The sequence below is a fragment of the Pararhizobium sp. LjRoot255 genome, from assembly GCF_964252905.1.
Classification (GTDB): Bacteria; Pseudomonadota; Alphaproteobacteria; order Rhizobiales; family Rhizobiaceae; genus Pararhizobium.
The window spans coordinates 1,764,176-1,784,424 of sequence record NZ_CAXUPQ020000001.1 but is presented as its reverse complement, the minus strand read 5'-3'; the positions used below and the strand labels follow the sequence as shown (position 1 = coordinate 1,784,424).

Here is a 20,249-nt window from a genome sequence, read left to right as displayed (position 1 = left end):
GGGTCTCTGTCGATCTGAGTTGCGAGGGGCGGAAACTTTGCAGGCCGCTGGTTCGTGAATCGAAACCGCCGCCCGGCCGGAGCCAGGCGGCGAGATGTTTATCGGGATCCGCAACACACGGACGAGAAGGCTTACTGCTTCAGTTCGGCCTTTTCCGGATTGGCCGGAAAGGCCGGGTCCGACTTCTTGCCGCGCAAGAGGTCGAGCGCATAGTTCAGCTGCAGGTCGTCCTTGGCTTCCGGCGGCACGTAAGCGACGGAGCCGGAGCCTTCCTCGTTTTCGTTCTGGCCCTTGATATGACCACGCAGGCTGGATTCGCTCGTCGTTTCGACCTTGCCCAGCAGTTCCGGCGGCAGCGGCTGTTCGACCTTGATGTCCGGCGAGATGCCAGTGCCCTGGATCGACTTGCCCGACGGCGTGTAATAGAGCGCGGTGGTCAGGCGCAGGGCGCCGGCTTCGCCGAGCGGGATGATCGTCTGGACCGAGCCCTTGCCGAAGGAGCGCGTGCCGAGAACGGTGGCGCGCTTCAAGTCCTGGAGGGCGCCGGCGACGATTTCCGAGGCCGAAGCCGAACCGCCATTGACAAGCACGACCACCGGCTTGCCATCCGTCAGGTCGCCCGCCGTCGCGTTGAAGCGGCGGGTCTCGTCCGGATTGCGGCCACGGGTGGAGACCACCTCGCCGCGTTCCAGGAAGGCATCGGAGACATTGATCGCCTGGTCGAGCAGGCCGCCCGGGTTGAGGCGCAGGTCGAGCACATAGCCCTTCAGCTTGTCGCCCGGGACCTGGGCCTTGATCTTCTCGATGCCGGTCTTCAGGTCGTCATAGGTCTTCTCGGTGAAGGAGATCACCCGCAGGTAGCCGACATCGCCCTCGACGCGGAACTTGACGGCGCGCACCGCGATGATGTCGCGGATGATCGTCAGTTCGATCGGCTTTTCAGCACCCTTGCGCAGGATCGTCAGCTTGATCGGCTTGCCGACGGCGCCGCGCATCTTGTCGACGGCTTCCTCGAGCTTCAGACCGCGCACGTCCTGCCCGTCGATCTTCGAAATGAAGTCGCCGGCAAGAACGCCTGCCTTGGCAGCCGGCGTATCGTCGATCGGGCTCGTCACCTTGACGAGATCGTCTTCCATGGTGACCTCGATGCCAAGACCGCCGAATTCACCCTTGGTCTGGGTACGCATGTCTTCTGCATCAGTGGAATTCATGTAGCTGGAATGCGGATCAAGCGACGAGAGCATGCCGTTGATGGCATTCTCGATCAGCTTGTCGTCCTGCGGCGGCGTCACGTACTGGGCGCGGACCCGTTCGAAGACATCGCCAAAGATCGATAGCTCGCGATAGGTGGACGCGTTGGCCGCGACGGCCGGGACTATGGAGGAATATACAACGCCCGTGGCCGCTGCACCCATGAGTGCCCCGACCAGAACAAGTGACGTTCTACGAATCATTGCGTGCCTTTCCGGTGTCTGCTGCGGTCCACCATGGTCGGGAATCAACCGGTTTTCCGTCTTTCCTGAATTCAATGTAAAGCGTTGGACGCTCTGTTTCCAGCGCCAATGCGGTAGCACTTGCCACTCTTTTGTTACCCATGGTGCCGAGCGGCTCGCCGGCGACGACGAACTGCCCCTGCTGCACCGTGACGCCTTCGAGCCCGGACAGAACGATATGGTAACCGTCGCCGGGATTGAGGATGATCATCTGGCCGTAACTGCGAAACGTTCCGGCAAAGACGATCCATCCATCGGAAGGCGCTGTCACCAAGGCCCCTGCATTGGTTTCGAGCATCATGCCCTGAAGCGAATGCCCTGTGCCGTCCGCGTCGCCGAACCGGCGCAGGATCGATCCGGCCACCGGCAATGCGAGCTTTTTCTGCAGGTCCGAAAATGCATATGCAGGCGCAATGCGGTTTTTGTCGGGCGTAACGTTGTTGGCCAGCTCGCGGGCCTCGGCCCGCTGCTCTTCCGACATCCGCCTGCGGTTTTCCTCTTCGGCCCTGGCCGCGGCCGCGGCATCGCGCACCGAGGCGATCTCGGTCTCGATCGAGCCGATCAGGCCTTCTAGACTGGTCGCCTGCGCAGCCAGTTGCTCGGCCTTGCGGCGCTCGGCGGCAAGCTCGGTGGCACTGCGCTGCTTCAGTTTCTGCTTTTCGGCAATCAGCATGTTCATGCGCCGCTCTTCCTCGAGCCGGGATGCCATGTCGTCGCCGAGCGCCTGTTTCTGGGCGGTGATTTCCTTGCGCAGGCCGGAAAGGGCCTGTAGGTCGGCGACAAGGTTTTCCGTCTCATGGCGAATGCCCGGAACGACGGCGCCGAGCAGGATGGCGCTGCGAACAGAGCCAAGCGCATCCTCGGGGGTCACGAGCAGTGCGGGCGGCGGATTGCGCCCCATCCGCTGCAGCGCCGCCAGCACCTCGGCCAGCACGCCGCGCCGGGCACGTAGCGACGTGTGAACGGCATCCTCCTTCGTTCGCAGCGCGGTCAGCTTCTCTTCGCCGTCGACGATCTGCTGCTCCAGCGCCTTGCGCTTGTTGGCTGAATCGACGATTGCCGCTCTCAGGGATTCGCTGGTCTTTTCGAGCTCCTCGATGCTGGCCTGCAGCTCCGCGGCGCGATCGTTCGAAAGGGTGATGGTCTTCGACAGGGCATCCAGTTCGCTGCGGGTGCTGTCGCGCTTCAGCGCGAGATCGGCGGTGGGATCAACCGGTGCTTGCGCTTCTCCGGTCGCAGCCCGCGGATTCCGGCCGGTCGTTTCGGCGGTCTGGGCCGGTGCGTCGGCGGCAAGCAGGAGCCCGGCGGCCACAAGGCTCGCGCGGAGACCGGGCCACCCGGCATAGGCCGGCTGCCTCTTCCTCGTCCGCCTCTTCAATCCTGTCGTCATTCCGCCATTCGCTGTCAGCCGTCCGTCCGGTAAAACCCTACGCTGATTTGGCCGCTGCCGCCAACAGCCATCCCCGGCAATTGCGGCATCCGCGTGGCGCGCGGGAGGCGCGAAAAGAGCAATCTATCAGTGATCGAACTGGTGAGGTTTTTTTTGCCCCGCCTGTTTTTCCCAAAGGTCGTGGTACAAGGGATTGTCTCGAAGCAGGTCGTCGTGGGTTCCTACTGCGCAGATTCGTCCATTGTCCAGAACGACAATTCTATCGAAATCTCTGATCGTAGACAGGCGGTGCGCAACAGCAATGACAGTGGTATTTTTCGAGATGGAAGCTATTGCCTGCTGGATGAGAGTTTCGCTGCTCGAGTCCAGCGCCGATGTCGCCTCATCGAGTATCAGGATCGGCCGTTTCTGCATGAATGCTCGCGCTAACAGTATGCGCTGCTGCTGCCCGCCCGACAGCTTTGCGCCGCGGTCTCCCACAATCACATGATAGCCGCTTTGCTTTCCATCTGACGACAGTCCATCGATGAAGCTTTTTGCGTCCGACATACTTGCAGCGTTTACAACGTCTTGGAATGAGAACTCTGTTACGCCAAAAGCTATGTTGTCCTTGATTGAGCGATGAAAGAGTGAATCGCTCTGTGAAACGACCGCAAAGCTACTCCTTAACTTTGCCAGAGGTATCTCTTTTATATTCACGCCATCGAACATTATCTCGCCCGACGAGACGTCATAAAGCCGGAGCAGCAAGTCTATCAGTGTTGATTTTCCGGCGCCGGATGGGCCTACGATCCCGACTTTCTGCCCCGGTTGAATTTTTAAATGAATATCACGAAGGATCGTCGGGCTTCCGTTCTCATAGGCGAAGGCAACTTTAGACAGCTCGATCACGGGAGGTTTCTCGAATCTCCCTGCGTCATCGACTGGAGCAGTTATTTTCGGGCGAGGGTCGATCGTCGGCCGGGCATCTTTAATCGCCCCAAGGCTCTGGGTGAGCCCCTCCCATATGGACACGAACCATCCGGCATCCGCGGCCATGCCGCTCGCCAATGTTACCCCCGCGACGAATTCGCCCGGAGAAACGGATTGAACGCTCAGGCCATAAATACCTAAAGCAAGGATAGCCGCGACTAATCCCGTGTTGAGCACCCGTATCGACAGACCGGTTATCGTTGTCAGCCGGTTGATTTGAATGCTGTTAAAATTTTGCTTCTCGATGGAGGCATAGACGAAGTCATTCTCTGCCTTATACACAAATGAAGTTTTAATTGCTCTTATATTGGAAAAGTATTCTGTCACCGCTCCGTTAACGATGCTGGCGGTCTCCGAAATTTTCTGCGCCTGAACATTGACTTTGGGAGCCAACCATACCGCAAATACGCCGTTTAATACTATCCAGACCAGCACCGGAACAAGGAACAGCGGTGCCAAGTATGAGACCAAGACAGCTGAGCCTATGAAACGAACGAAACCCATCGGAAAGCGGCCAGCCAGCAACTCTGCACCAGATTGGACTGCCGTCGATATTTGGTTGATGCGTCCCGCCACCTGCCCAGCATGCATGGCATTGAAGTAGGACATATCGTGGCGAGCCGCAGCTTTATGGGACTGCCACAATGACGATGCCTTGGTTTGGCTCTTCAGCGACTGCATGCGTAGCATGTAGTTGACCAGCCAGATCAAAGGATCCAGGAGGGCATATGCAAGGATTAAGACGCCAAATCTCAACAGATTGTCAGGCGACAGCTCTATGGTTCGCGAATAGGCCACGACATCAACGAGATGCGACACTGCCCACAGTTTCGCCAGCTCGAAACCGGTCAGAATCATGCCGGTGACGGCGGAAGCGACAATAACCCATTTGAACGGCTCCAAAAATGTCCAGAGAACACGAAAGGCGCCTGAGTCACTTTGCAGGCCCAGTTCATGATCTCGGATTGAGACGAGGCGCTCAAATCTTCCGAAAAGGTCTTTTATCATCTCGCTCGTTCAATTTGCGACAATTTCCCCGACGACGTGACCAGATGCTGAAGCACTCCGCAAATAGCACCGCGTGATCGGGTAGCCGTCGATGGGATCTTCAAAGATATCTCGGGCATGGAAGCCGCTCGCATTGTTCAGTAGCACCATGCGGCGCGACTCCTGAGGAACTGCATAACGGAAACCGTTAGTCGATATCTCGTGCTGAAACTCCGCCAATCGTCCACTTAGCTGACCGCCAATGTCGGTAGCCTTCCCAAGGAAGGACCCGTTCATAAACGTTACCACCTCGTCACGCGAGTTCTTATGAAAGATTGATGTTCTGGCGCGCCTTGCCACAATCGACTTAATCTCAGATCCCTTCTCACTGTAAACAGTCGGAGTTAGATCGAAGAGATATTCCTGCTCACATCCGAACTCCTTAATATAGCTGTTCAAGTTCGATATCGATGACGATGGGACCCAATAGAAACTTCCCCGTTGGTTGTAATTTATGAACACGTTATATAGAGAAATGTAATCTGGCACCGCCAATATGTCATTGAGAACAGAGCCGTCGGAATGGAAATCTAATATGTCCGTCGGCGATATGTCTTTCATGCCCGCCCTGGCAAGCGCCGCGTTGTTTTCCGGTGACGCATTAAACATCGAGAACGGTGTTTTATTCTCCTTGTCGAGCAGCCTGGGCATGATGTGCTGCGAAATCGAAACAGCCACCAATGCACCACAGATCGCATCTTTTGTGGGATCGTCGTAGATAATCGGTATGTCTATGCCGGCGATGCCAATGTCGCGGTCGGAAATCAGATCAGTCGTACGGCCAATATCGTCAGAAAAGTATTCTCCCGCGCATCCAGCCAGGTCTGCCATCAGGTCGGAATCGCTCGTAGCAGCGAGCGGTATGATTGCCCCAATTCGGACAAGCTGATTTTCACAAAACTCCGTGACAGCCTGTGGGTCGAGCTTCGTTATGGGCGCGGTTTCATAGGAATGAACGTTCAACATCAAGATCTCTCCACTCATTTATGCAATGCAGTGCAGAGGGGGCAGTGACCCGCCCCGTCCGACTAGATCTCCAAAATCAAGAGCGCACGGAAGCGGTCATCCAGCCGCCGCCAAGGCCGACGCCCGGATCATGAGTGCCGCCATCGGTGCACTCAGGGCGTGTGAGGCCTATTGAGAGTCCCTTTGCCAGTTCCTCCATGGAAACGGCTTTGCGAATCGCATTCTTATTGTCATTCATAGCTTATGTCCTTGTAAAGTCGAGGTTATAATAACCATGCTTCGTTATAGACTACTTGAATGCACCGACCTAGTCCGCCGGTGGCAAGGCGAGTTTATACAAGAAAAAGTTGCAATTGTGGTTGAAGTTAGTCAACTTTGTGACAACTATTAAGATTATATTTCTATATTTTAGCTACTATAGCGAGTGTCTCCACGGTCGGTGGCTGCCCACTCTTTCGGGCTTTTGGGGCTTTGCCTACACCCGGTGATAGGGGTGGCCGGAGAGAATTGTGACGGCGCGGTAGAGTTGTTCGGCGATCAGGATGCGCACGAGCTGGTGCGGCCAGGTCATCTTGCCGAGGCAGATGACGGCATCGGCCTTGCCGTGAAGCGAGGGGTCAAGGCCGTCGGCGCCGCCGATCGCCAGCGTCAGGTCGCGTTTGCCGCTGTCGCGGAACGCGCCGATGAGGGAGGCGAAAACTTCCGAGTCCAGCGCCTTGCCGCGCTCGTCGAGCAGAATGAGAAGGCTGCCATCAGGGAGGGATTTTTCCAGCAGGGCCGCCTCCTCGCGCTTGCGCGTCTCGGCGCTCGAGGCGCGGCTTTCGGGCACTTCGGTGACGCGGGACAATTCGAGGCCGATCGCCGGACCTGCCTTGGAAAAGCGATCGAGATAGCGGGCCGCGAGATCCTTCTCCGGGCCGGCCTTGAGACGCCCCACGGCAAAAAGACCAACCCGCATGTCGTTTCCTCGATTTTTTCGGCGCACCGATAGGATACAGGCTTTTCCGCGATGGCCGCCTGAACACGCAGTCGATTTGTTCCGGCGAAATGCCGGTGCCGCGATTCCGTTCTGCTACTGGTCGCAATCAGATGATTTCACCTGCGCGACCGTCACAGGATCCGAAAATTGCGCTCTCGTCGGGTGCCTCCGTGAAGGAGGCCCGGCGCCTAGTGCAAAGTGCCGTCTTCCATATCCGGCGCGGCCCACATCTTTTCGATGTTGTAGAACTCGCGGATTTCCGGACGGAACACGTGGATGATGATGTCACCGCCGTCGATCAGCACCCAGTCACCGGTTTCCAGACCTTCGACGCGGGCATTGCCATAGCCTTCGTCCTTCAGGTCGGTCATCAGGTGATCGGCGATCGCCATGACATGCCTGCTCGACCGCCCGGAGACGACGACCATGTAGTCTGCCAGCGCCGATTTTCCGGCAATGTTGATGGTGACAATATCTTCTGCTTTGGAGTCCTCGAGACTGTTGAGGACCAGGTGAAGAGCACGGGCAGCGGCTTCGTCGCTGCGATCCGGGCTTTGCGGGAAAATGCGGCTGACATTTCCCTTCGCGTGTACTGTTGTCAGGGTCTTTCCTTTCCAGTTGCACAGAACAGGCCCACGATTCGATTGTCGGTCGAACCGCTACGCTAAATGTAGGCACCAATGGCTTAATGTTTCAAGGCATGAGAAGTAAATGACGGTTAATCATTGTTCATGATTTCGACGAAGCGCCGTTGAACTGAGCGGCGAGCGTGGTCCGTGAATGAAGGTCCAGGCGGGTGCCTTGCGCCAGGCGAGGCTTGCGGCGTGGGCTTCGTCGACCCGTGCATAGTCGAAGGTTTTCGCCATCTTGGAGGAGAGATAGGACAGTGTGTCCCCCGGCCGGTCGATGACGGCGATGGGATAGGTGCGGGCGATTTTCTGCCAGTCCTGCCAGAGATGGAAGTTTTTCAGATTGTCGGCGCCCATGATCCAGACGAAACGGATATCGCGGTTCCGTTCGCGGATTTTCTCCAGCGTGCGTGCCGTGTAGCTTTGCCCCAGCGACTGCTCGAACGCCGTCACCTTGATCCGCGGGTCACGGGCAATCATCTCGCTTAGCCTGATCCGCTCAGCCAGAGGAGCGAGATGGTTGCGGTTCTTCAAGGGATTGCCGGGCGTTACCATCCACCAGAGCTGATCGAGGCCAAGACGGCGCAGCGCGATATCGGCAACCAGCCCATGGCCGTCATGGGGCGGATTGTACGAGCCGCCGAGCAGGCCGACCGTCATGCCGCTCTCGACATGGGGCATCTTCAGGTAGAACGGATCGACGTCGTCCGGATGCACTTAAGCCCGCACCTGACCGGTGCCGCGCACCCTGTATTTGAACGAGGTCAGCTGCTCGACGCCGACGGGGCCGCGTGCATGCATCTTGCCGGTGGCGATGCCGATCTCACCGCCCATGCCGAATTCGGCGCCATCGGCGAATTGTGTCGAGGCATTGTGCAAGAGGATGGCCGAATCGACTTCGGCGAAGAAACGTTCGACGACGGCCGGATCCTCGGCGATCACCGCTTCCGTATGGGACGAGGACCAGGTGGCAATATGATTGATGGCACCATCGATGCCATCGACGAGCCTCACCGAGATGATCGCATCGAGATATTCCGTCGCCCAATCCTCTTCCGTCGCCGCGATCAGGTCCGGCACGATGGCGCGGATGTCGTCGCTGGCGCGGACTTCGCAGCCGGCGTCGCGCAGCGCGGCAATGAGGGGTGCCACGAATTTGTCTTTCGCCTTGCGGTCGATTAGCAGCGTCTCTGCGGAGCCGCAGATGCCGGTGCGGCGCATCTTGGCGTTGACGACGATCTCTTTCGCCATTTCCAGATCGGCCGAGGCATCGACATAGACATGGCACAGGCCTTCGAGATGGGCGAAGACAGGAACGCGCGCTTCGTTCTGGACGCGGGCGACAAGGCTCTTGCCGCCGCGCGGAACGATAACGTCGATCGTGCCGCCAAGACCCGTCAGCATGGCGCCGACGGCAGAACGATCGGCGACCGGGACCATCTGGATCGCATGCTCTGGAAGGCCGGCATGCTTCAGTCCCTGCACCAGGCAGGCATGTATAGCCTGCGATGAATGCAGGCTATCGGACCCGCCGCGCAGGATCACGGCGTTGCCCGCCTTGAGGCAAAGCGCACCGGCATCCGCCGTCACATTGGGGCGGCTTTCATAGATGACGCCGATGACGCCGAGCGGCGTGCGCACCCGCTCGATGTGCAGCCCGTTCGGGCGGTCCCATTCGGCGATGACGTCGCCGACAGGATCAGGAAGCTCGGCAATCGCCCGGATCGCATTGGCCATGTCGAGAATGCGGCCTTCCGACAGCGTCAAACGGTCGAGGAACGAGGCGGCGACGCCGGTTTCGCGGGCATGCTCCAGATCGAGCGCGTTGGCGGTAAGGATGTCGTCCTTGCGGGCAACGATGTTGCTCGCCATGTTGACAAGGGCGGCATGCTTGCGTTCGGCCGACGCAGTGGCGAGCGGCCGGCTGGCGGCGCGGGCCTGCCTGCCGATCACCGCCATAAGTTCCTGGATTTCCTTTTTCCTCACGTCGTCAAGCATGCGCGTCGCTCCTCACCGCATCCGTTCCCCGCTTTGCCGGCGCCGTCATCACCATGTCATCGCGATGCACCATTGCGGCGCGGCCTGCATAACCAAGAATGACGGCAATCTCAGCCGATTTCTTGCCGGCGATCTGGCGCGCCTCGTCGGCATCGTAACCCGCAAGCCCACGGGCGATCTCACGGCCTTCGGCACCGATGATGGCGATCGTGTCGCCGCGGCTGAAGGAGCCGGTGACCTGGCGCACCCCGGCCGGAAGCAGGCTCTTGCCCGAGCGCAGCGCCGTTTCGGCGCCTGCATCGATGACGAGGGTGCCAGCCGGCAGCAACTGCCCGGCAATCCAGGTTTTCCGCGCGGTGACCGGTGATCGAGAGGGCGCGAACCAGGAGGAACGGGCACCAGTGCCGATGGCCGAAAGCGGATGATCGGCCTTGCCGGAGGCGATGATCATGGCGCAACCGGCACCGGTCGCGATCTTGCCGGCATCGATCTTGGTGCGCATGCCGCCGCGCGACAGCTCGGAGGCAGCACCGCCCGCCATTGCTTCGATCTCCGGGGTGATTTCCGCGATGGTTTCGAGAAAACGGGCATCGGGATCAAGATGCGGCGGCGCCGTATAGAGGCCATCGATATCGGACAACAGCACGAGGAGGTCCGCGCCGGTCATCGTCGCGACGCGGGCTGCCAGCCGGTCATTGTCGCCATAGCGGATTTCGGTGGTGGCGACCGTGTCGTTTTCGTTGATGATCGGTACGGCGCCCATCTTGAGAAGCTGGCTGATCGTCGCCCGCGCATTGAGATAGCGGCGGCGCTCTTCGGTATCGCCCAGCGTCAGCAGAATCTGGCCAGCGACGATCTCGTCGGTCGAAAGGCTTTCCGACCAGGCGCGGGCGAGCGCGATCTGGCCGATGGCCGCGGCCGCTTGGCTTTCCTCGAGCTTCAGCACGCCGGGGGCGAGATCGAGCACCGAGCGACCGAGCGCGATGGCACCGGAGGAGACGACGAGAACGTCGACACCCTTCGTCCTCAATGCTGCGATGTCGGCGCACATGGCGTTCAGCCATTGCTTCTTGAGCCCGGTCTTGCGATCGACGAGCAGCGCCGAGCCGATCTTGATCACAATCCGGCGGTATTTTTCCAGCGGTTTGCGGGTCGTCGCCATATCAGTCGTCGCCCCCATAGGTCTGAGCGCGGACGATGACGTCGCGCAGCGCCCGCAGCGTATCGGTCATGCCGGTGCCGACGACCGCCGACAGGAGCAGCGGCGTCTGGCCGCTCGCCTTGGCGAGTGCCTTCTGTTTCTTCTTCAGCTCGTCGGGATCAAGCACGTCGATCTGCGACAAGGCGACGATTTCCGGCTTGTCGGTGAGCTCGCCGCCATAGGCTTCGAGTTCGTGCTTCACTGTCTTGTAGGCCTTGGCAACATCCTCTTCTTGCGCGGAGACGAGATGCAACAGGACGCGGGTGCGCTCGACATGGCCGAGGAAACGGTCGCCGAGGCCGACGCCGTCATGGGCGCCCTCGATCAAGCCCGGAATATCGGCCAGGATGAACTCGCGACCGTCGATCGTCGCGACGCCGAGGTTCGGATGCAGCGTCGTGAACGGATAGTTGGCGATCTTCGGCCTGGCGCGTGTCGTCGTTGCGAGGAAGGTCGACTTTCCGGCATTGGGCAGGCCGACGAGGCCGGCATCGGCGATCAGCTTCAACCGCAGCCAGATGGTCTTTTCCTCGCCCTCGAGGCCGGGATTGGCCCAACTCGGCGCCTGGTTGGTCGCGGACTTGAAATGCGCATTGCCGAAGCCGCCATTGCCGCCGGCAGCCAGCCGGAACCGCTGGCCCTCGGCGATCATGTCGATGATCAGCGTTTCGCCGTCTTCCTCCAAGATCTGCGTGCCGACCGGCACCTTCAGCGTCACGTCGGCGCCGCCGGCGCCGGTGCGGTTGCGGCCCATGCCGTGAATACCGGTGCCGCCCTTGAAATGCTGCTGAAAACGGAAATCGATCAGCGTGTTCAGGCCGTTGACGGCCTCCACCCAGACATCGCCGCCGCGGCCGCCGTCGCCGCCGTCCGGACCGCCGAACTCGATGAATTTCTCGCGCCGGAACGACACGGCGCCAGCACCGCCGTCGCCCGAGCGAATATAGACTTTTGCTTCGTCGAGAAATTTCATCGCACTGCCATCTGGTTTGTGTATTTTCCTGCCGTATTTGCCGCCATCGATATAGGCGCCTGCCCCGGAGGTCAAAGAATATCGTGAAGTTTTTGAGCTACAACATCCAGTACGGCGTCGGTCTCGACGGGCGTTTTGACCCGCGCATTGCGGCTTCCGAACTCGCATGACAGCAAAAAGCCCGCGGATATGACGCCGCGGGCTTCTTCATTGGGTGTCACGGCCTGCGCAGATCGGCTGCCGTGATCCGGGTTTCGATATGGCTCACCATGCCGTTGCGGGCCAGTGCGTAGACCTGGGCGCAGCCGGTGATCTCGAAGCCGAGCTTCTTCTGTAGCTTCAACGATCCAGCATTGTCGGCAAACACGCCGGAATGCAGGACGGTATCCGGCATGCGCCGAAAAAACCGTTCTATCGCCGCATGCGCCGCCTCGCTGGCGTAGCCGCGGCCCCAGTAGAAGCGGTTCAGCCAGTAGCCGAGATGCCATTGTCCATGCATAAACTCGATGCCGACGCAGCCGATATGGACAGCGTCGCCGGTGGTGATCGCCAGCGTCCAATCGCGGCCAAGTCCTGCCGTCTGGCGCATCAGCCAGTCGAGTGCATCCTGCCGATGGTACGGCACGGGCACGCGTGCCAGCATGCGCGAGATCTGGTAGTCGCCAAGCGACTGAGCCACGGCATCCGCATCGGAGAGCCGGTGCGGACGCAGCGTCAGCCGCGTGGTCTCAATGACCGGGCAGGAGCCGGGATCGGGACGGGCCGCGACCTTTGGCCGTTCAACAAGGTGAGCGGTCATCTGAGACCTCCCCAGCTTCTGAGCGACATCCAGGTCTTGCGGTCGAGCCGATACCATTCGACCGACATCATGCCGCCGAGCGCCAGACTGTCGACCATGCCTGACCCCTGGAACTGGAAACCGCATTTCTGGATGACCCGCCGCGAAGCGATGTTCATGACCCGGCAGCGCGCATCGATCTGGTCGATGTCGCGGGTGCGGAAGGCCATGTCGGTCAGCGCCTGCGCGGCTTCCGTGGCATACCCCTTGTTCCAGTGCGGCTCGCCCAGCCAATAGCCGAGCTCCGCCGTCTTGCCATCGGGATGCGGCTCGACACCGCAGCAACCCAGGAATGCGCCATTATCCGCTTTGGTAATCGCATAGACGCACTTGCCAATCGCGCCCGTCTTCGTACGGCGTACGAAATCCGCGGCATCGGCCACCGTGTACGGGTGCGGCATGCGCGAAACCATGGTGGCGATATTGGCGTTGTTGGCAAGATGGGCAAGGGCGTCGATATCGTCTTCATGGGGCGCGCGCAAGACGAGCCGGGGCGATAACAATATCGGGCAATCGGTCCTTGACCGCTGAGGCCTTGGCCTCTCCTGAGAAGATTCCAGGGAATCTTCCCGGGGAGACCGCGATTGGCTCTCCCTCATTAATTCGCTCTGCATGGTCAGTCCTCCAAGACGACAAAAAGGGGAGTTGGGTCTTGCCCCATCTCCCCTTTGATCTTGGTCTGAACCAGATGCGGTCAGCCGGGTCGATGAGACGCCGGCTGTTTTAGAGCGCTACCGGCTTATTCCGCTGCTTCGGCTTTCGGCATTACAGACACGTACACGCGGCCATTGGCCTTCGTACGGTAGTTAACGTTGCCCGCCGTAAGTGCAAAAATGGTGTGATCCTTGCCGAGGCCGACATTGGCGCCCGGATGCCACTGGGTTCCGCGCTGACGCAGAATGATGTTGCCCGGAACAACGACTTCGCCGCCGAACTTCTTCACGCCAAGGCGCTTGGACTCGGAATCACGACCGTTACGCGATGAACCGCCAGCTTTTTTGTGTGCCATTGGTGTTCTCCTTTAAACCTTAGATCCGTTGTCTCAGTTTGCCGCTTCGGCGGCGGCTTCGGTCTTCTTCGAAGCCTTCTTCGCCTTGCCGGCAGCAGCGATATCCAGGATGCGGACAGTCGTCTGATGCTGGCGATGGCCGCGGGTGCGCTTCGAGTTCTGGCGGCGACGCTTCTTGAAGGCGATGACCTTCTTGGCGCGACCCTGTTCCACAACTTCGGCGCTGACAACGGCACCTTCGACAAACGGAGCGCCGATGGTTGCGTCTGCGCCGACGCCGACCATCAGGATCTCGGTGAATTCAATCTTGTCGCCTGCTACGCCGTCGAGCTTTTCGATCGTGACGACATCATTGGCGGCCACGCGGTACTGCTTACCGCCGGTCTTGATGACTGCGAACATTTTTTATCCTTTCATGTTCGTTCCGGCTCTCCGCTTTAAGAAAGCGGGGCCGTCTTTTTGCCAGTCGGACATGACAAGGCCTCAGGACCTTGCCGGTGAACGGGCGCAATAGACACCCGGCGCGGTGAGGACATGCCACACCACCTCAATTGCGCGGATTAATGGAAGCGGCGAAAACTGTCAAGGCAGGCGTCACGAATTCGTCAAATATTCCTTGCCCCTACCCCTTGTCATCCCGCCAAACTGCCGCTATGAACCGCCTCGCGCTCAAAGGCGCCGACCAAATCATCCGGAGAGGTGGCAGAGTGGTCGAATGCACCGCACTCGAAATGCGGCATACCTGCAAGGGTATCGTGGGTTCAAATCCCACCCTCTCCGCCATAAACACCCTGAAAATTTCCACGGATAGGCGAGCTCCGCCATTCGCCCAAGTTAGGCATTTGGCTGCTGGTATGCTGACGGGGCAGCCGGGGCCACGCCCGGGGCGCTTCCGGTGGAAGCTGGTGACGCGACGAGGGGGTTCAGTTGGCTACCCGGCGCATTTCAGCCGAAGCTCTTGACGGCCTTCTCGATCCCGGGCCGGGACCGCTCCAGGTCATCGCCGTTCATCACCGCCTTGATCTCCAGAGCGGCATCAAAGGCAAGGAACCATGGCTCGGCAATGGCCGGTATCTCCGAGGTGTCCTTCATGTCGAAGAAAATCAGGGCCGTTCTTTTCCCGTCGAATTCCGTGAAGTAGGCTGCTTCGGGTTTGAGATCGGCAAGGATGGATTGAATCTTGGTGACGAGGCTGCCGTCCTTGATTGCTGCATTCGCTTTTTCAACGGGAAGCGAAACCTTGAGCATCATTCGCATTTCTATCCTCCTTTTCGTGCATGACGGGCATTTGGCGGATGAAATCTAACGGCGCTGTCATGGCGACGAGCCGCGCGGCTGACCCGCGGTATCGTTCGCTCGACCGCGATGCCGACGGTCGTTTGAAACTTGTTCATACGCCAAAAATAATCGTATGACCCTGAACCTGATTTCCACAACAAACAAGTTCCTTTGTTTCTGCGGCGCTTGCTGCTGCGTGGTTGCAATGCGACTGCACAAATTCCTCCCCGACCGCTCTATTTTTCTCTGAACCCCGCCACATATGGCAGTTTATGCCCCGACGAAGGTCGGTTGCCGTGGGAGAAATTGTGAACGGTTTCAAGGGAGACGTATCGTGGATCTTAACACAAAGCTTATCGGGGCCGCGTTTGCGGTGCTCGTTTCCGCCATGGCGGCACATGCTCAGGTCGTCGTCGCTTCCAAGATCGATACCGAAGGCGGTGTGCTGGGCAATATCATTCTCGCCGTTCTGAACGCCAACAACATTCAGACCACCGACCGGGTGCAACTGGGGGCGACACCCGTGGTGCGCAAGGCGATCATCGCCGGCGAGATCGATATCTATCCGGAATATACCGGCAATGCCGGCTTCTTCTTCGAGAAGGCAGACGATCCGGTCTGGAAGGATGCGGCCAAGGGCTACGAAGAGGCGAAGAAACTTGACTACGACGCCAACAAGATCGTCTGGCTTGCGCCGTCGCCGGCCAACAACACCTGGGCGGTCGCCGTCCGCAAGGATCTGGCCGACGCCAACAAGATCAAGACGTTCAGCGACTTCGGCAAATATGTCGCCGGCGGCGGCTCAGTCGTATTGGCGGCCTCCTCGGAATTCGTCAATTCGGCGGCGGCTTTGCCGGCGTTCCAGACGGCCTATGGATTCACGTTGAAACCGGAGCAGCTGATCACGCTTTCGGGCGGCGACACGGCGGCGACGATCGCCGCTGCGGCAAACCAGACCAACGGCGCCAATGCCGCCATGGTCTATGGCACGGATGGCGGCATCGCGCCGTCCGGCCTGGTGGTTCTGGAAGACGACAAATCGGTCCAGCCCGTCTATCAACCGGCACCGATCATTCGCGAGGCGGTGCTCAAGGAGCATCCGGAAATCGAAACGCTGCTGAAGCCGGTCTTCGAAAAACTCGACCTTGTGACGCTGCAGGATCTGAACGGTCGCGTCCAGGTCGGCGGCGAGCCGGCCAAGGCCGTCGCGGAGGATTTCCTGAAGAAGAACGGCTTTCTGAAATAAGCTGTCTCGAACATAAGGCCGGTTCTTTCCGGCCCAAGCCGGGATGGCGGAGATGGCCGTTTGACCATTCGTTTCGATAAACTGGGCGCGGTCATTGCGCTTTTGGTTGCCTATGGTGCGTTTGTCGCGCCGTTTGCGACTTTCCGCGCCAATCGCATCGTGCCGGGCGAGGCGAAATCGATCCTTGAGGCGCTGCCTGCCGGGCCGGGCGTTGTCCTCGTCGGGCTTATGGTTGTCGCCGCCTTGGTCATCCTTCTGAAAACGCCTGCGTTGCTGCGGCTCGTGGTCGCGGCGATTGCGCTCGGCGCCATTGCGCTTTTCATCGGCATGGCGGCGACGCACCTGACCCCGCCGGAAAACACCTTTGCGCGGGTGTCGCCGGCGTCCGGCTTCTGGATCCTTTTGTTTGCCTATGCGCTGCTTGCCGCCGATTCGATCACGCGGTTGAGGCCGCAGCCGGTTGTGCGGGTTCTGCTTCTGCTGGTGACGCTCGGTGGCGCGGCCGTGATACTGGTATCGGGGCTCTGGGACGGCCTGTCGATCCTCAAGGAATATGCCGGCCGAGCCGACGTCTTCTGGCTGGAGGCGGGCAGGCACGTGGCACTGGCGCTCGGCTCGCTGTTTGCCTCGGTTGTCGTCGGCCTGCCGCTTGGCATTCTCTGCCACCGCGTCGAGCCTTTGCGTGCCGGGGTGCTCAACACGCTGAACCTCATCCAGACGATCCCGTCGATCGCGCTGTTCGGCATCCTCATCGCGCCGCTCGGCTGGATCGCCGTCCATGTGCCGGGGGCTGCCGCGATCGGCATTCGCGGCATCGGTGCGGCTCCGGCCTTCGTGGCGCTGTTTCTCTATTCGCTGCTACCGGTGGTGGCCAATACCGTGGTCGGGCTTGCGGGTGTGCCGCGCGAGGCCAATGAGGCAGCACGCGGCATCGGCATGACGGACCGGCAGCGGCTTTTCGGCATCGAGCTGCCGCTCGCGATGCCGGTCATTCTCACCGGCATCCGCATCGTCCTCGTCCAGAATATCGGCCTTGCAACCATCGCGGCGCTGATCGGCGGCGGCGGCTTCGGCGTCTTCGTGTTTCAGGGGATCGGCCAGACGGCGATGGATCTGGTGCTTCTCGGCGCAGTGCCGACGGTGGTGCTCGCCTTTGCCGCCGCGATCGTGCTCGATGCCCTCATTGAAATGAATACTCCGTCGCAAACCCGAGGCAGTACCGCATGATCGAAATCGACGGCATCACCAAGCGCTACGACGACGCTGCAGTCGTCGACAATGTGACGATGACGATCGCGCCGCGCACCGTGACGGTTATCGTCGGGACCTCCGGCTCCGGCAAGACGACGCTCTTGCGCATGATCAACCGGCTGGTCGAGCCGAGTGCAGGCACGATTCGGCTCGACGGCGAGGACAATCGCGCCATGCCGGGCTTCGAGCTGCGCCGACGGATCGGTTATGCCATCCAGGGGCACGGGCTCTTTCCGCATCGCACCGTGGCACAGAACATCGCCACCGTGCCGGTGCTGCTCGGTTGGCACAAGGCGCGTATCGATGCCAAGGTCGCCGAGCTGCTGGCGCTGTTTCAGCTCGATCCCGCCATCTTCGCGGCGCGGTTTCCGCATGAACTGTCCGGCGGGCAGCAGCAGCGGGTCGGCGTGGCGCGGGCGCTGGCGGCGGAGCCGAAGGTGCTTCTGATGGACGAGCCGTTCGGCGCGCTCGACCCTATCATCCGGGCGAAGGCACAGACCGACCTGCTCGACATCCAGAAACTGTTGAAAACCACGATCGTGCTGGTCACGCACGATATGGACGAGGCGTTTCATCTCGCTGACAAGATCGCCGTCATGGACAAGGGCGAACTCGTTCAATACGGCACGCCCGCCGAGTTGGTCAAAAATCCGGCGACGGACTTCGTCCAGACCCTGATCGGCGCCAGCGAGCGGCCGTTCCGGCTCTTGTCGATCGAGACGGCGGGACAGGCGGTGGAGCCCGGGACTGCCGGAGGACAGCCCATTGCCGCGGCAACAAGCCAGCGGGACGTGCTTTCGCAATTGCTATGGACCGGCCGCGATGCGCTGCCGGTGGTGGCGGCTGACGGCACATTGCTCGGGAAGGTGACTTTGGAAGGGCTCGCCAAGCGCGCGGCAAAGCGCCAATGAAGGGCTGGATCCCCTCTCTTCTGCGTGCCGCTCTGCTGGCGGTCCTGATTGCATTCCTGGTTTCGCCCGGCTGGTTCGAGCCGCTGTTGGCGCCACTGGTGCAGGACAATGCGCCGGCGATCTACAATCAGGGCAGCTTGGTAACCCTGACCCTGCTGCACCTGCGCACGGTCGCGATTGCCACGATCGGTGCCATCATCGTTGCCGTGACGCTTGCCATTCTCGTCACGCGGTCCTTCGGGGCGGAATTCCTGCCGCTGTCGCGCAGCCTGGTGAATGTCGGACAGACATTTCCGCCGGTGGCGGTGCTGGCGCTGGCGGTGCCTGCCCTTGGCTTCGGCGAGAAGCCGACGCTGGTGGCGCTGTTTCTCTACGGCCTCTTGCCGATCTTCGAGAACACGCTGACCGGGCTTACGACCCTGCCGCCCTCCGTCATGGAGGCGGCGCGCGGCTCCGGCATGACGGATCGCCAGCGGCTCTTCAAAGTGGAACTGCCGCTGGCAATGCCGGTGATCCTGGCCGGCATTCGGCTATCGGTGGTGATCAGCCTGGCGACCGCGACGATCGGCTCGACGGTGGCGGCAAAAACGCTGGGCGAGGTCATCATCGCCGGACTGCAATCCAACAATATCGCCTTCGTTCTGCAAGGCGGACTGATCGTCGGCGCACTGGCGGTCCTGATCTATGACGGACTGTCGGCAATCGAACGCGTAATGGCCCGCCGGGCGGGGATCTAGGATCGGGCCAACTGGTCGCCTCCCGCAACGCGGCGAGGCCCTTCGGGCGGCGCGGCGATGCCGCCGTCACGACCGATGTCATAAACCCGCTATGGCGACAGCGACGAGGATCTGTCTGGTGACCGCAAGTGGCGGCAAGGCGCGGGCCGTCAGGCCCTGATCGCCTCGGGCCGGGACAGGCCGCCGAGCCAGTCGAGATAACGCGCATAGGCGAAATGCAGGCCTATGCCGGTGATGACGAACAGCGAGCCCCAGAGGGGATCGCGCCCCGTGACGAACAGCAGTACCTGGCCCATCATCGCAAGGATCGTACCGAGAATGAAGACCGGCAGCGAATGGCGGCCGATCATCACCAGCGGATGATCGAGGCGCAGCCGCGCCATCCGGCTGAAAACCGGAAAGACCGCCAGCAGATAGGCAAGCGCAAGCACATGCAGCAGCCGCGTCAGCGAGAGGAAGGTCTTGTCGAAGCCCGTCAGAACAGCGGGCAGGCCAAAGGAGAAATCGATGTTCCACCAGGAGAACACGACCCAGAAGAACGACAACGTCACATAACCGGCGGAGAGGGCGACGAGCAGTGGGTGGCGGGGCAGCGGCTTGCCGGCGCGGGCGCGCATCATTGAGATCATGCCGATGACGAAGAGGAACTGCCAGGACCATGGATTGAGGAACCAGTAGCCTTCATCGAGGAAATTGATCGGCACGATCATGAAGACGCCGGCGGCGAGCCAGAGTGCTGTGGATGCCGCAAACAACAGCAAGGGGCCGCGGCCATGGAGCCAGAGCATGCCCGGCAAAAGCAGGAAGACGACGGCATACATCGACAGGATGTTGTTGTAGCCCAACTGGTGACCCAAGAGAACCATGGCGACGAAGCCCTGTTCCGTATGATCGACCAGCGGGCGGATATTGATCTCGCTGATCAGGTCCTGTCGGCCGAAATAAAGCGCCCCACCGGCGAAGATCGCCAGCGTGATGACGCTGGTCATGATATGCGCGACGTAGAGCGTGAACGCCCGGCGCCAGATCTTCAGGCTGAGCGCGAGGCGATTGCCGACATTGAATTTTCGCCCATAGGCAAGCCCGGCCGAGAGCCCCGAGATCAGCACGAAGGCCTCGGCGGAATCGGAGAAGCCGACGTTCTTCGTCGTCAGATATTCGAGATATTGCCCCGGCACATGATTGATAAAGATGGTGATGAGGCAAAGCGCGCGAAACACATCAAGGCGGGTGTCACGCTCGGGAGGGATGGATCGCTTCGTTCCGGTCTGTCCGTCATCGGCAGACGGTTCGAATTGCAGTTTTTGAAGCATTCAGAATGTTCTCGTCCG

21 protein-coding genes and 1 tRNA gene are annotated in these 20,249 nt (G+C 60.4%); 5 read left to right on the top strand and 17 right to left on the bottom strand.

Features of this window, described 5'->3' with window-relative positions; genetic code table 11:
- Nucleotides 1-131: 131 nt before the first annotated feature.
- From ACSQ2W_RS08710 to rplU, 15 genes are all read right to left on the bottom strand, one after another.
- Complete coding sequence (locus ACSQ2W_RS08710) at nt 132-1,454, bottom strand: S41 family peptidase (RefSeq protein WP_436085903.1); 1,323 nt, start codon at nt 1,452-1,454, stop codon at nt 132-134.
- A complete protein-coding gene (locus ACSQ2W_RS08705; RefSeq protein WP_436085902.1) occupies nt 1,444-2,883 on the bottom strand; it encodes a murein hydrolase activator EnvC family protein in 1,440 nt (479 codons plus the stop codon). Before ACSQ2W_RS08705 ends, ACSQ2W_RS08710 begins: the two co-directional genes overlap by 11 nt.
- A gap of 126 nt (nt 2,884-3,009) precedes the next feature.
- Nucleotides 3,010-4,863 carry an ABC transporter ATP-binding protein gene (locus ACSQ2W_RS08700; protein WP_436085901.1) on the bottom strand — a complete coding sequence of 618 codons (1,854 nt, stop codon included), beginning with the start codon at nt 4,861-4,863 and terminating at the stop codon, nt 3,010-3,012.
- 9 nt (nt 4,864-4,872) lie between these two features.
- The gene (locus ACSQ2W_RS08695) at nt 4,873-5,868 is read right to left on the bottom strand and encodes a hypothetical protein (RefSeq protein WP_436085900.1); all 996 of its coding nucleotides are present in this window, start codon (nt 5,866-5,868) and stop codon (nt 4,873-4,875) included.
- A 76-nt stretch (nt 5,869-5,944) separates the two neighbouring features.
- Nucleotides 5,945-6,106, bottom strand: a complete 162-nt coding sequence (locus tag ACSQ2W_RS08690) for a hypothetical protein (RefSeq protein ID WP_436085899.1) — start codon at nt 6,104-6,106, stop codon at nt 5,945-5,947.
- Nucleotides 6,107-6,343: 237 nt separating this feature from the next.
- The gene (rlmH, locus tag ACSQ2W_RS08685) at nt 6,344-6,826 is read right to left on the bottom strand and encodes a 23S rRNA (pseudouridine(1915)-N(3))-methyltransferase RlmH (protein WP_436085898.1); all 483 of its coding nucleotides are present in this window, start codon (nt 6,824-6,826) and stop codon (nt 6,344-6,346) included.
- 209 nt (nt 6,827-7,035) lie between these two features.
- Nucleotides 7,036-7,473: a ribosome silencing factor gene (gene rsfS / locus ACSQ2W_RS08680; RefSeq protein ID WP_436087717.1), complete on the bottom strand. Its 438-nt coding sequence runs from the start codon at nt 7,471-7,473 to the stop codon at nt 7,036-7,038.
- Between the two features lie 96 nt (nt 7,474-7,569).
- Nucleotides 7,570-8,157, bottom strand: a complete 588-nt coding sequence (locus ACSQ2W_RS08675; protein ID WP_436087716.1) for a nicotinate-nucleotide adenylyltransferase — start codon at nt 8,155-8,157, stop codon at nt 7,570-7,572.
- A gap of 36 nt (nt 8,158-8,193) precedes the next feature.
- Nucleotides 8,194-9,474, bottom strand: a complete 1,281-nt coding sequence (locus ACSQ2W_RS08670) for a glutamate-5-semialdehyde dehydrogenase (protein ID WP_436085897.1) — start codon at nt 9,472-9,474, stop codon at nt 8,194-8,196.
- On the bottom strand, nt 9,467-10,636 hold the full coding sequence (gene proB, locus ACSQ2W_RS08665; RefSeq protein WP_436085896.1) for a glutamate 5-kinase: 1,170 nt from the start codon (nt 10,634-10,636) through the stop codon (nt 9,467-9,469). Before proB ends, ACSQ2W_RS08670 begins: the two co-directional genes overlap by 8 nt.
- 1 nt (nt 10,637) lies before the next feature.
- Complete coding sequence (gene obgE, locus ACSQ2W_RS08660; RefSeq protein ID WP_436087715.1) at nt 10,638-11,648, bottom strand: GTPase ObgE; 1,011 nt, start codon at nt 11,646-11,648, stop codon at nt 10,638-10,640.
- Between the two features lie 217 nt (nt 11,649-11,865).
- Nucleotides 11,866-12,447 (bottom strand): GNAT family N-acetyltransferase, encoded by a 582-nt coding sequence (locus ACSQ2W_RS08655; protein WP_436085895.1) that lies wholly within the window; start codon nt 12,445-12,447, stop codon nt 11,866-11,868.
- Nucleotides 12,444-13,100, bottom strand: coding sequence for a GNAT family N-acetyltransferase (locus ACSQ2W_RS08650; RefSeq protein ID WP_436085894.1), 657 nt, complete (start codon nt 13,098-13,100; stop codon nt 12,444-12,446). Before ACSQ2W_RS08650 ends, ACSQ2W_RS08655 begins: the two co-directional genes overlap by 4 nt.
- A 125-nt stretch (nt 13,101-13,225) precedes the next feature.
- On the bottom strand, nt 13,226-13,495 hold the full coding sequence (gene rpmA, locus ACSQ2W_RS08645) for a 50S ribosomal protein L27 (RefSeq protein WP_113004827.1): 270 nt from the start codon (nt 13,493-13,495) through the stop codon (nt 13,226-13,228).
- 33 nt (nt 13,496-13,528) lie between these two features.
- Nucleotides 13,529-13,897, bottom strand: coding sequence for a 50S ribosomal protein L21 (gene rplU / locus ACSQ2W_RS08640; protein ID WP_436085893.1), 369 nt, complete (start codon nt 13,895-13,897; stop codon nt 13,529-13,531).
- Nucleotides 13,898-14,188: 291 nt separating this feature from the next.
- On the opposite strand from rplU, the gene ACSQ2W_RS08635 reads away from it, so the two are divergent.
- A tRNA-Ser gene (locus tag ACSQ2W_RS08635) sits at nt 14,189-14,278 on the top strand.
- Nucleotides 14,279-14,440: 162 nt separating this feature from the next.
- Here ACSQ2W_RS08635 and ACSQ2W_RS08630 read toward each other — a convergent pair.
- Complete coding sequence (locus tag ACSQ2W_RS08630; protein ID WP_436085892.1) at nt 14,441-14,746, bottom strand: hypothetical protein; 306 nt, start codon at nt 14,744-14,746, stop codon at nt 14,441-14,443.
- 415 nt (nt 14,747-15,161) lie between these two features.
- Between ACSQ2W_RS08630 and osmF the strand changes: the two genes are divergently transcribed.
- The 4 genes from osmF to ACSQ2W_RS08610 are packed head-to-tail and all read left to right on the top strand — an operon-like array spanning nt 15,162 to nt 18,918.
- Nucleotides 15,162-16,019 carry a glycine betaine ABC transporter substrate-binding protein OsmF gene (gene osmF / locus ACSQ2W_RS08625; RefSeq protein WP_436087714.1) on the top strand — a complete coding sequence of 286 codons (858 nt, stop codon included), beginning with the start codon at nt 15,162-15,164 and terminating at the stop codon, nt 16,017-16,019.
- Between the two features lie 60 nt (nt 16,020-16,079).
- Nucleotides 16,080-17,246, top strand: coding sequence for an ABC transporter permease (locus ACSQ2W_RS08620; protein WP_436085891.1), 1,167 nt, complete (start codon nt 16,080-16,082; stop codon nt 17,244-17,246).
- Nucleotides 17,243-18,181, top strand: a complete 939-nt coding sequence (locus ACSQ2W_RS08615; protein ID WP_436085890.1) for an ABC transporter ATP-binding protein — start codon at nt 17,243-17,245, stop codon at nt 18,179-18,181. Before ACSQ2W_RS08620 ends, ACSQ2W_RS08615 begins: the two co-directional genes overlap by 4 nt.
- Nucleotides 18,178-18,918: an ABC transporter permease gene (locus ACSQ2W_RS08610; protein WP_436085889.1), complete on the top strand. Its 741-nt coding sequence runs from the start codon at nt 18,178-18,180 to the stop codon at nt 18,916-18,918. The genes ACSQ2W_RS08615 and ACSQ2W_RS08610 overlap by 4 nt, the downstream gene beginning before the upstream one ends.
- 149 nt (nt 18,919-19,067) lie before the next feature.
- Here ACSQ2W_RS08610 and ACSQ2W_RS08605 read toward each other — a convergent pair whose 3' ends face one another.
- A complete protein-coding gene (locus ACSQ2W_RS08605; protein WP_436085888.1) occupies nt 19,068-20,231 on the bottom strand; it encodes an OpgC family protein in 1,164 nt (387 codons plus the stop codon).
- Nucleotides 20,232-20,249: the final 18 nt, after the last annotated feature.

What these genes read in the sequence shown, in the direction of transcription:
- ACSQ2W_RS08710 (WP_436085903.1), bottom strand. Translation starts at nt 1,454, where the DNA reads ATGATTCGTAGAACGTCACTTGTTCTGGTCGGGGCACTCATGGGTGCA.
- ACSQ2W_RS08705 (WP_436085902.1), bottom strand. Translation starts at nt 2,883, where the DNA reads ATGACGACAGGATTGAAGAGGCGGACGAGGAAGAGGCAGCCGGCCTAT.
- ACSQ2W_RS08700 (WP_436085901.1), bottom strand. Translation starts at nt 4,863, where the DNA reads ATGATAAAAGACCTTTTCGGAAGATTTGAGCGCCTCGTCTCAATCCGA.
- ACSQ2W_RS08695 (WP_436085900.1), bottom strand. Translation starts at nt 5,868, where the DNA reads ATGTTGAACGTTCATTCCTATGAAACCGCGCCCATAACGAAGCTCGAC.
- ACSQ2W_RS08690 (WP_436085899.1), bottom strand. Translation starts at nt 6,106, where the DNA reads ATGAATGACAATAAGAATGCGATTCGCAAAGCCGTTTCCATGGAGGAA.
- rlmH (WP_436085898.1), bottom strand. Translation starts at nt 6,826, where the DNA reads ATGCGGGTTGGTCTTTTTGCCGTGGGGCGTCTCAAGGCCGGCCCGGAG.
- ACSQ2W_RS08675 (WP_436087716.1), bottom strand. Translation starts at nt 8,157, where the DNA reads ATGCCCCATGTCGAGAGCGGCATGACGGTCGGCCTGCTCGGCGGCTCG.
- ACSQ2W_RS08670 (WP_436085897.1), bottom strand. Translation starts at nt 9,474, where the DNA reads ATGCTTGACGACGTGAGGAAAAAGGAAATCCAGGAACTTATGGCGGTG.
- proB (WP_436085896.1), bottom strand. Translation starts at nt 10,636, where the DNA reads ATGGCGACGACCCGCAAACCGCTGGAAAAATACCGCCGGATTGTGATC.
- obgE (WP_436087715.1), bottom strand. Translation starts at nt 11,648, where the DNA reads ATGAAATTTCTCGACGAAGCAAAAGTCTATATTCGCTCGGGCGACGGC.
- ACSQ2W_RS08655 (WP_436085895.1), bottom strand. Translation starts at nt 12,447, where the DNA reads ATGACCGCTCACCTTGTTGAACGGCCAAAGGTCGCGGCCCGTCCCGAT.
- ACSQ2W_RS08650 (WP_436085894.1), bottom strand. Translation starts at nt 13,100, where the DNA reads ATGCAGAGCGAATTAATGAGGGAGAGCCAATCGCGGTCTCCCCGGGAA.
- rpmA (WP_113004827.1), bottom strand. Translation starts at nt 13,495, where the DNA reads ATGGCACACAAAAAAGCTGGCGGTTCATCGCGTAACGGTCGTGATTCC.
- rplU (WP_436085893.1), bottom strand. Translation starts at nt 13,897, where the DNA reads ATGTTCGCAGTCATCAAGACCGGCGGTAAGCAGTACCGCGTGGCCGCC.
- ACSQ2W_RS08630 (WP_436085892.1), bottom strand. Translation starts at nt 14,746, where the DNA reads ATGATGCTCAAGGTTTCGCTTCCCGTTGAAAAAGCGAATGCAGCAATC.
- osmF (WP_436087714.1), top strand. Translation starts at nt 15,162, where the DNA reads ATGGCGGCACATGCTCAGGTCGTCGTCGCTTCCAAGATCGATACCGAA.
- ACSQ2W_RS08615 (WP_436085890.1), top strand. Translation starts at nt 17,243, where the DNA reads ATGATCGAAATCGACGGCATCACCAAGCGCTACGACGACGCTGCAGTC.
- ACSQ2W_RS08610 (WP_436085889.1), top strand. Translation starts at nt 18,178, where the DNA reads ATGAAGGGCTGGATCCCCTCTCTTCTGCGTGCCGCTCTGCTGGCGGTC.
- ACSQ2W_RS08605 (WP_436085888.1), bottom strand. Translation starts at nt 20,231, where the DNA reads ATGCTTCAAAAACTGCAATTCGAACCGTCTGCCGATGACGGACAGACC.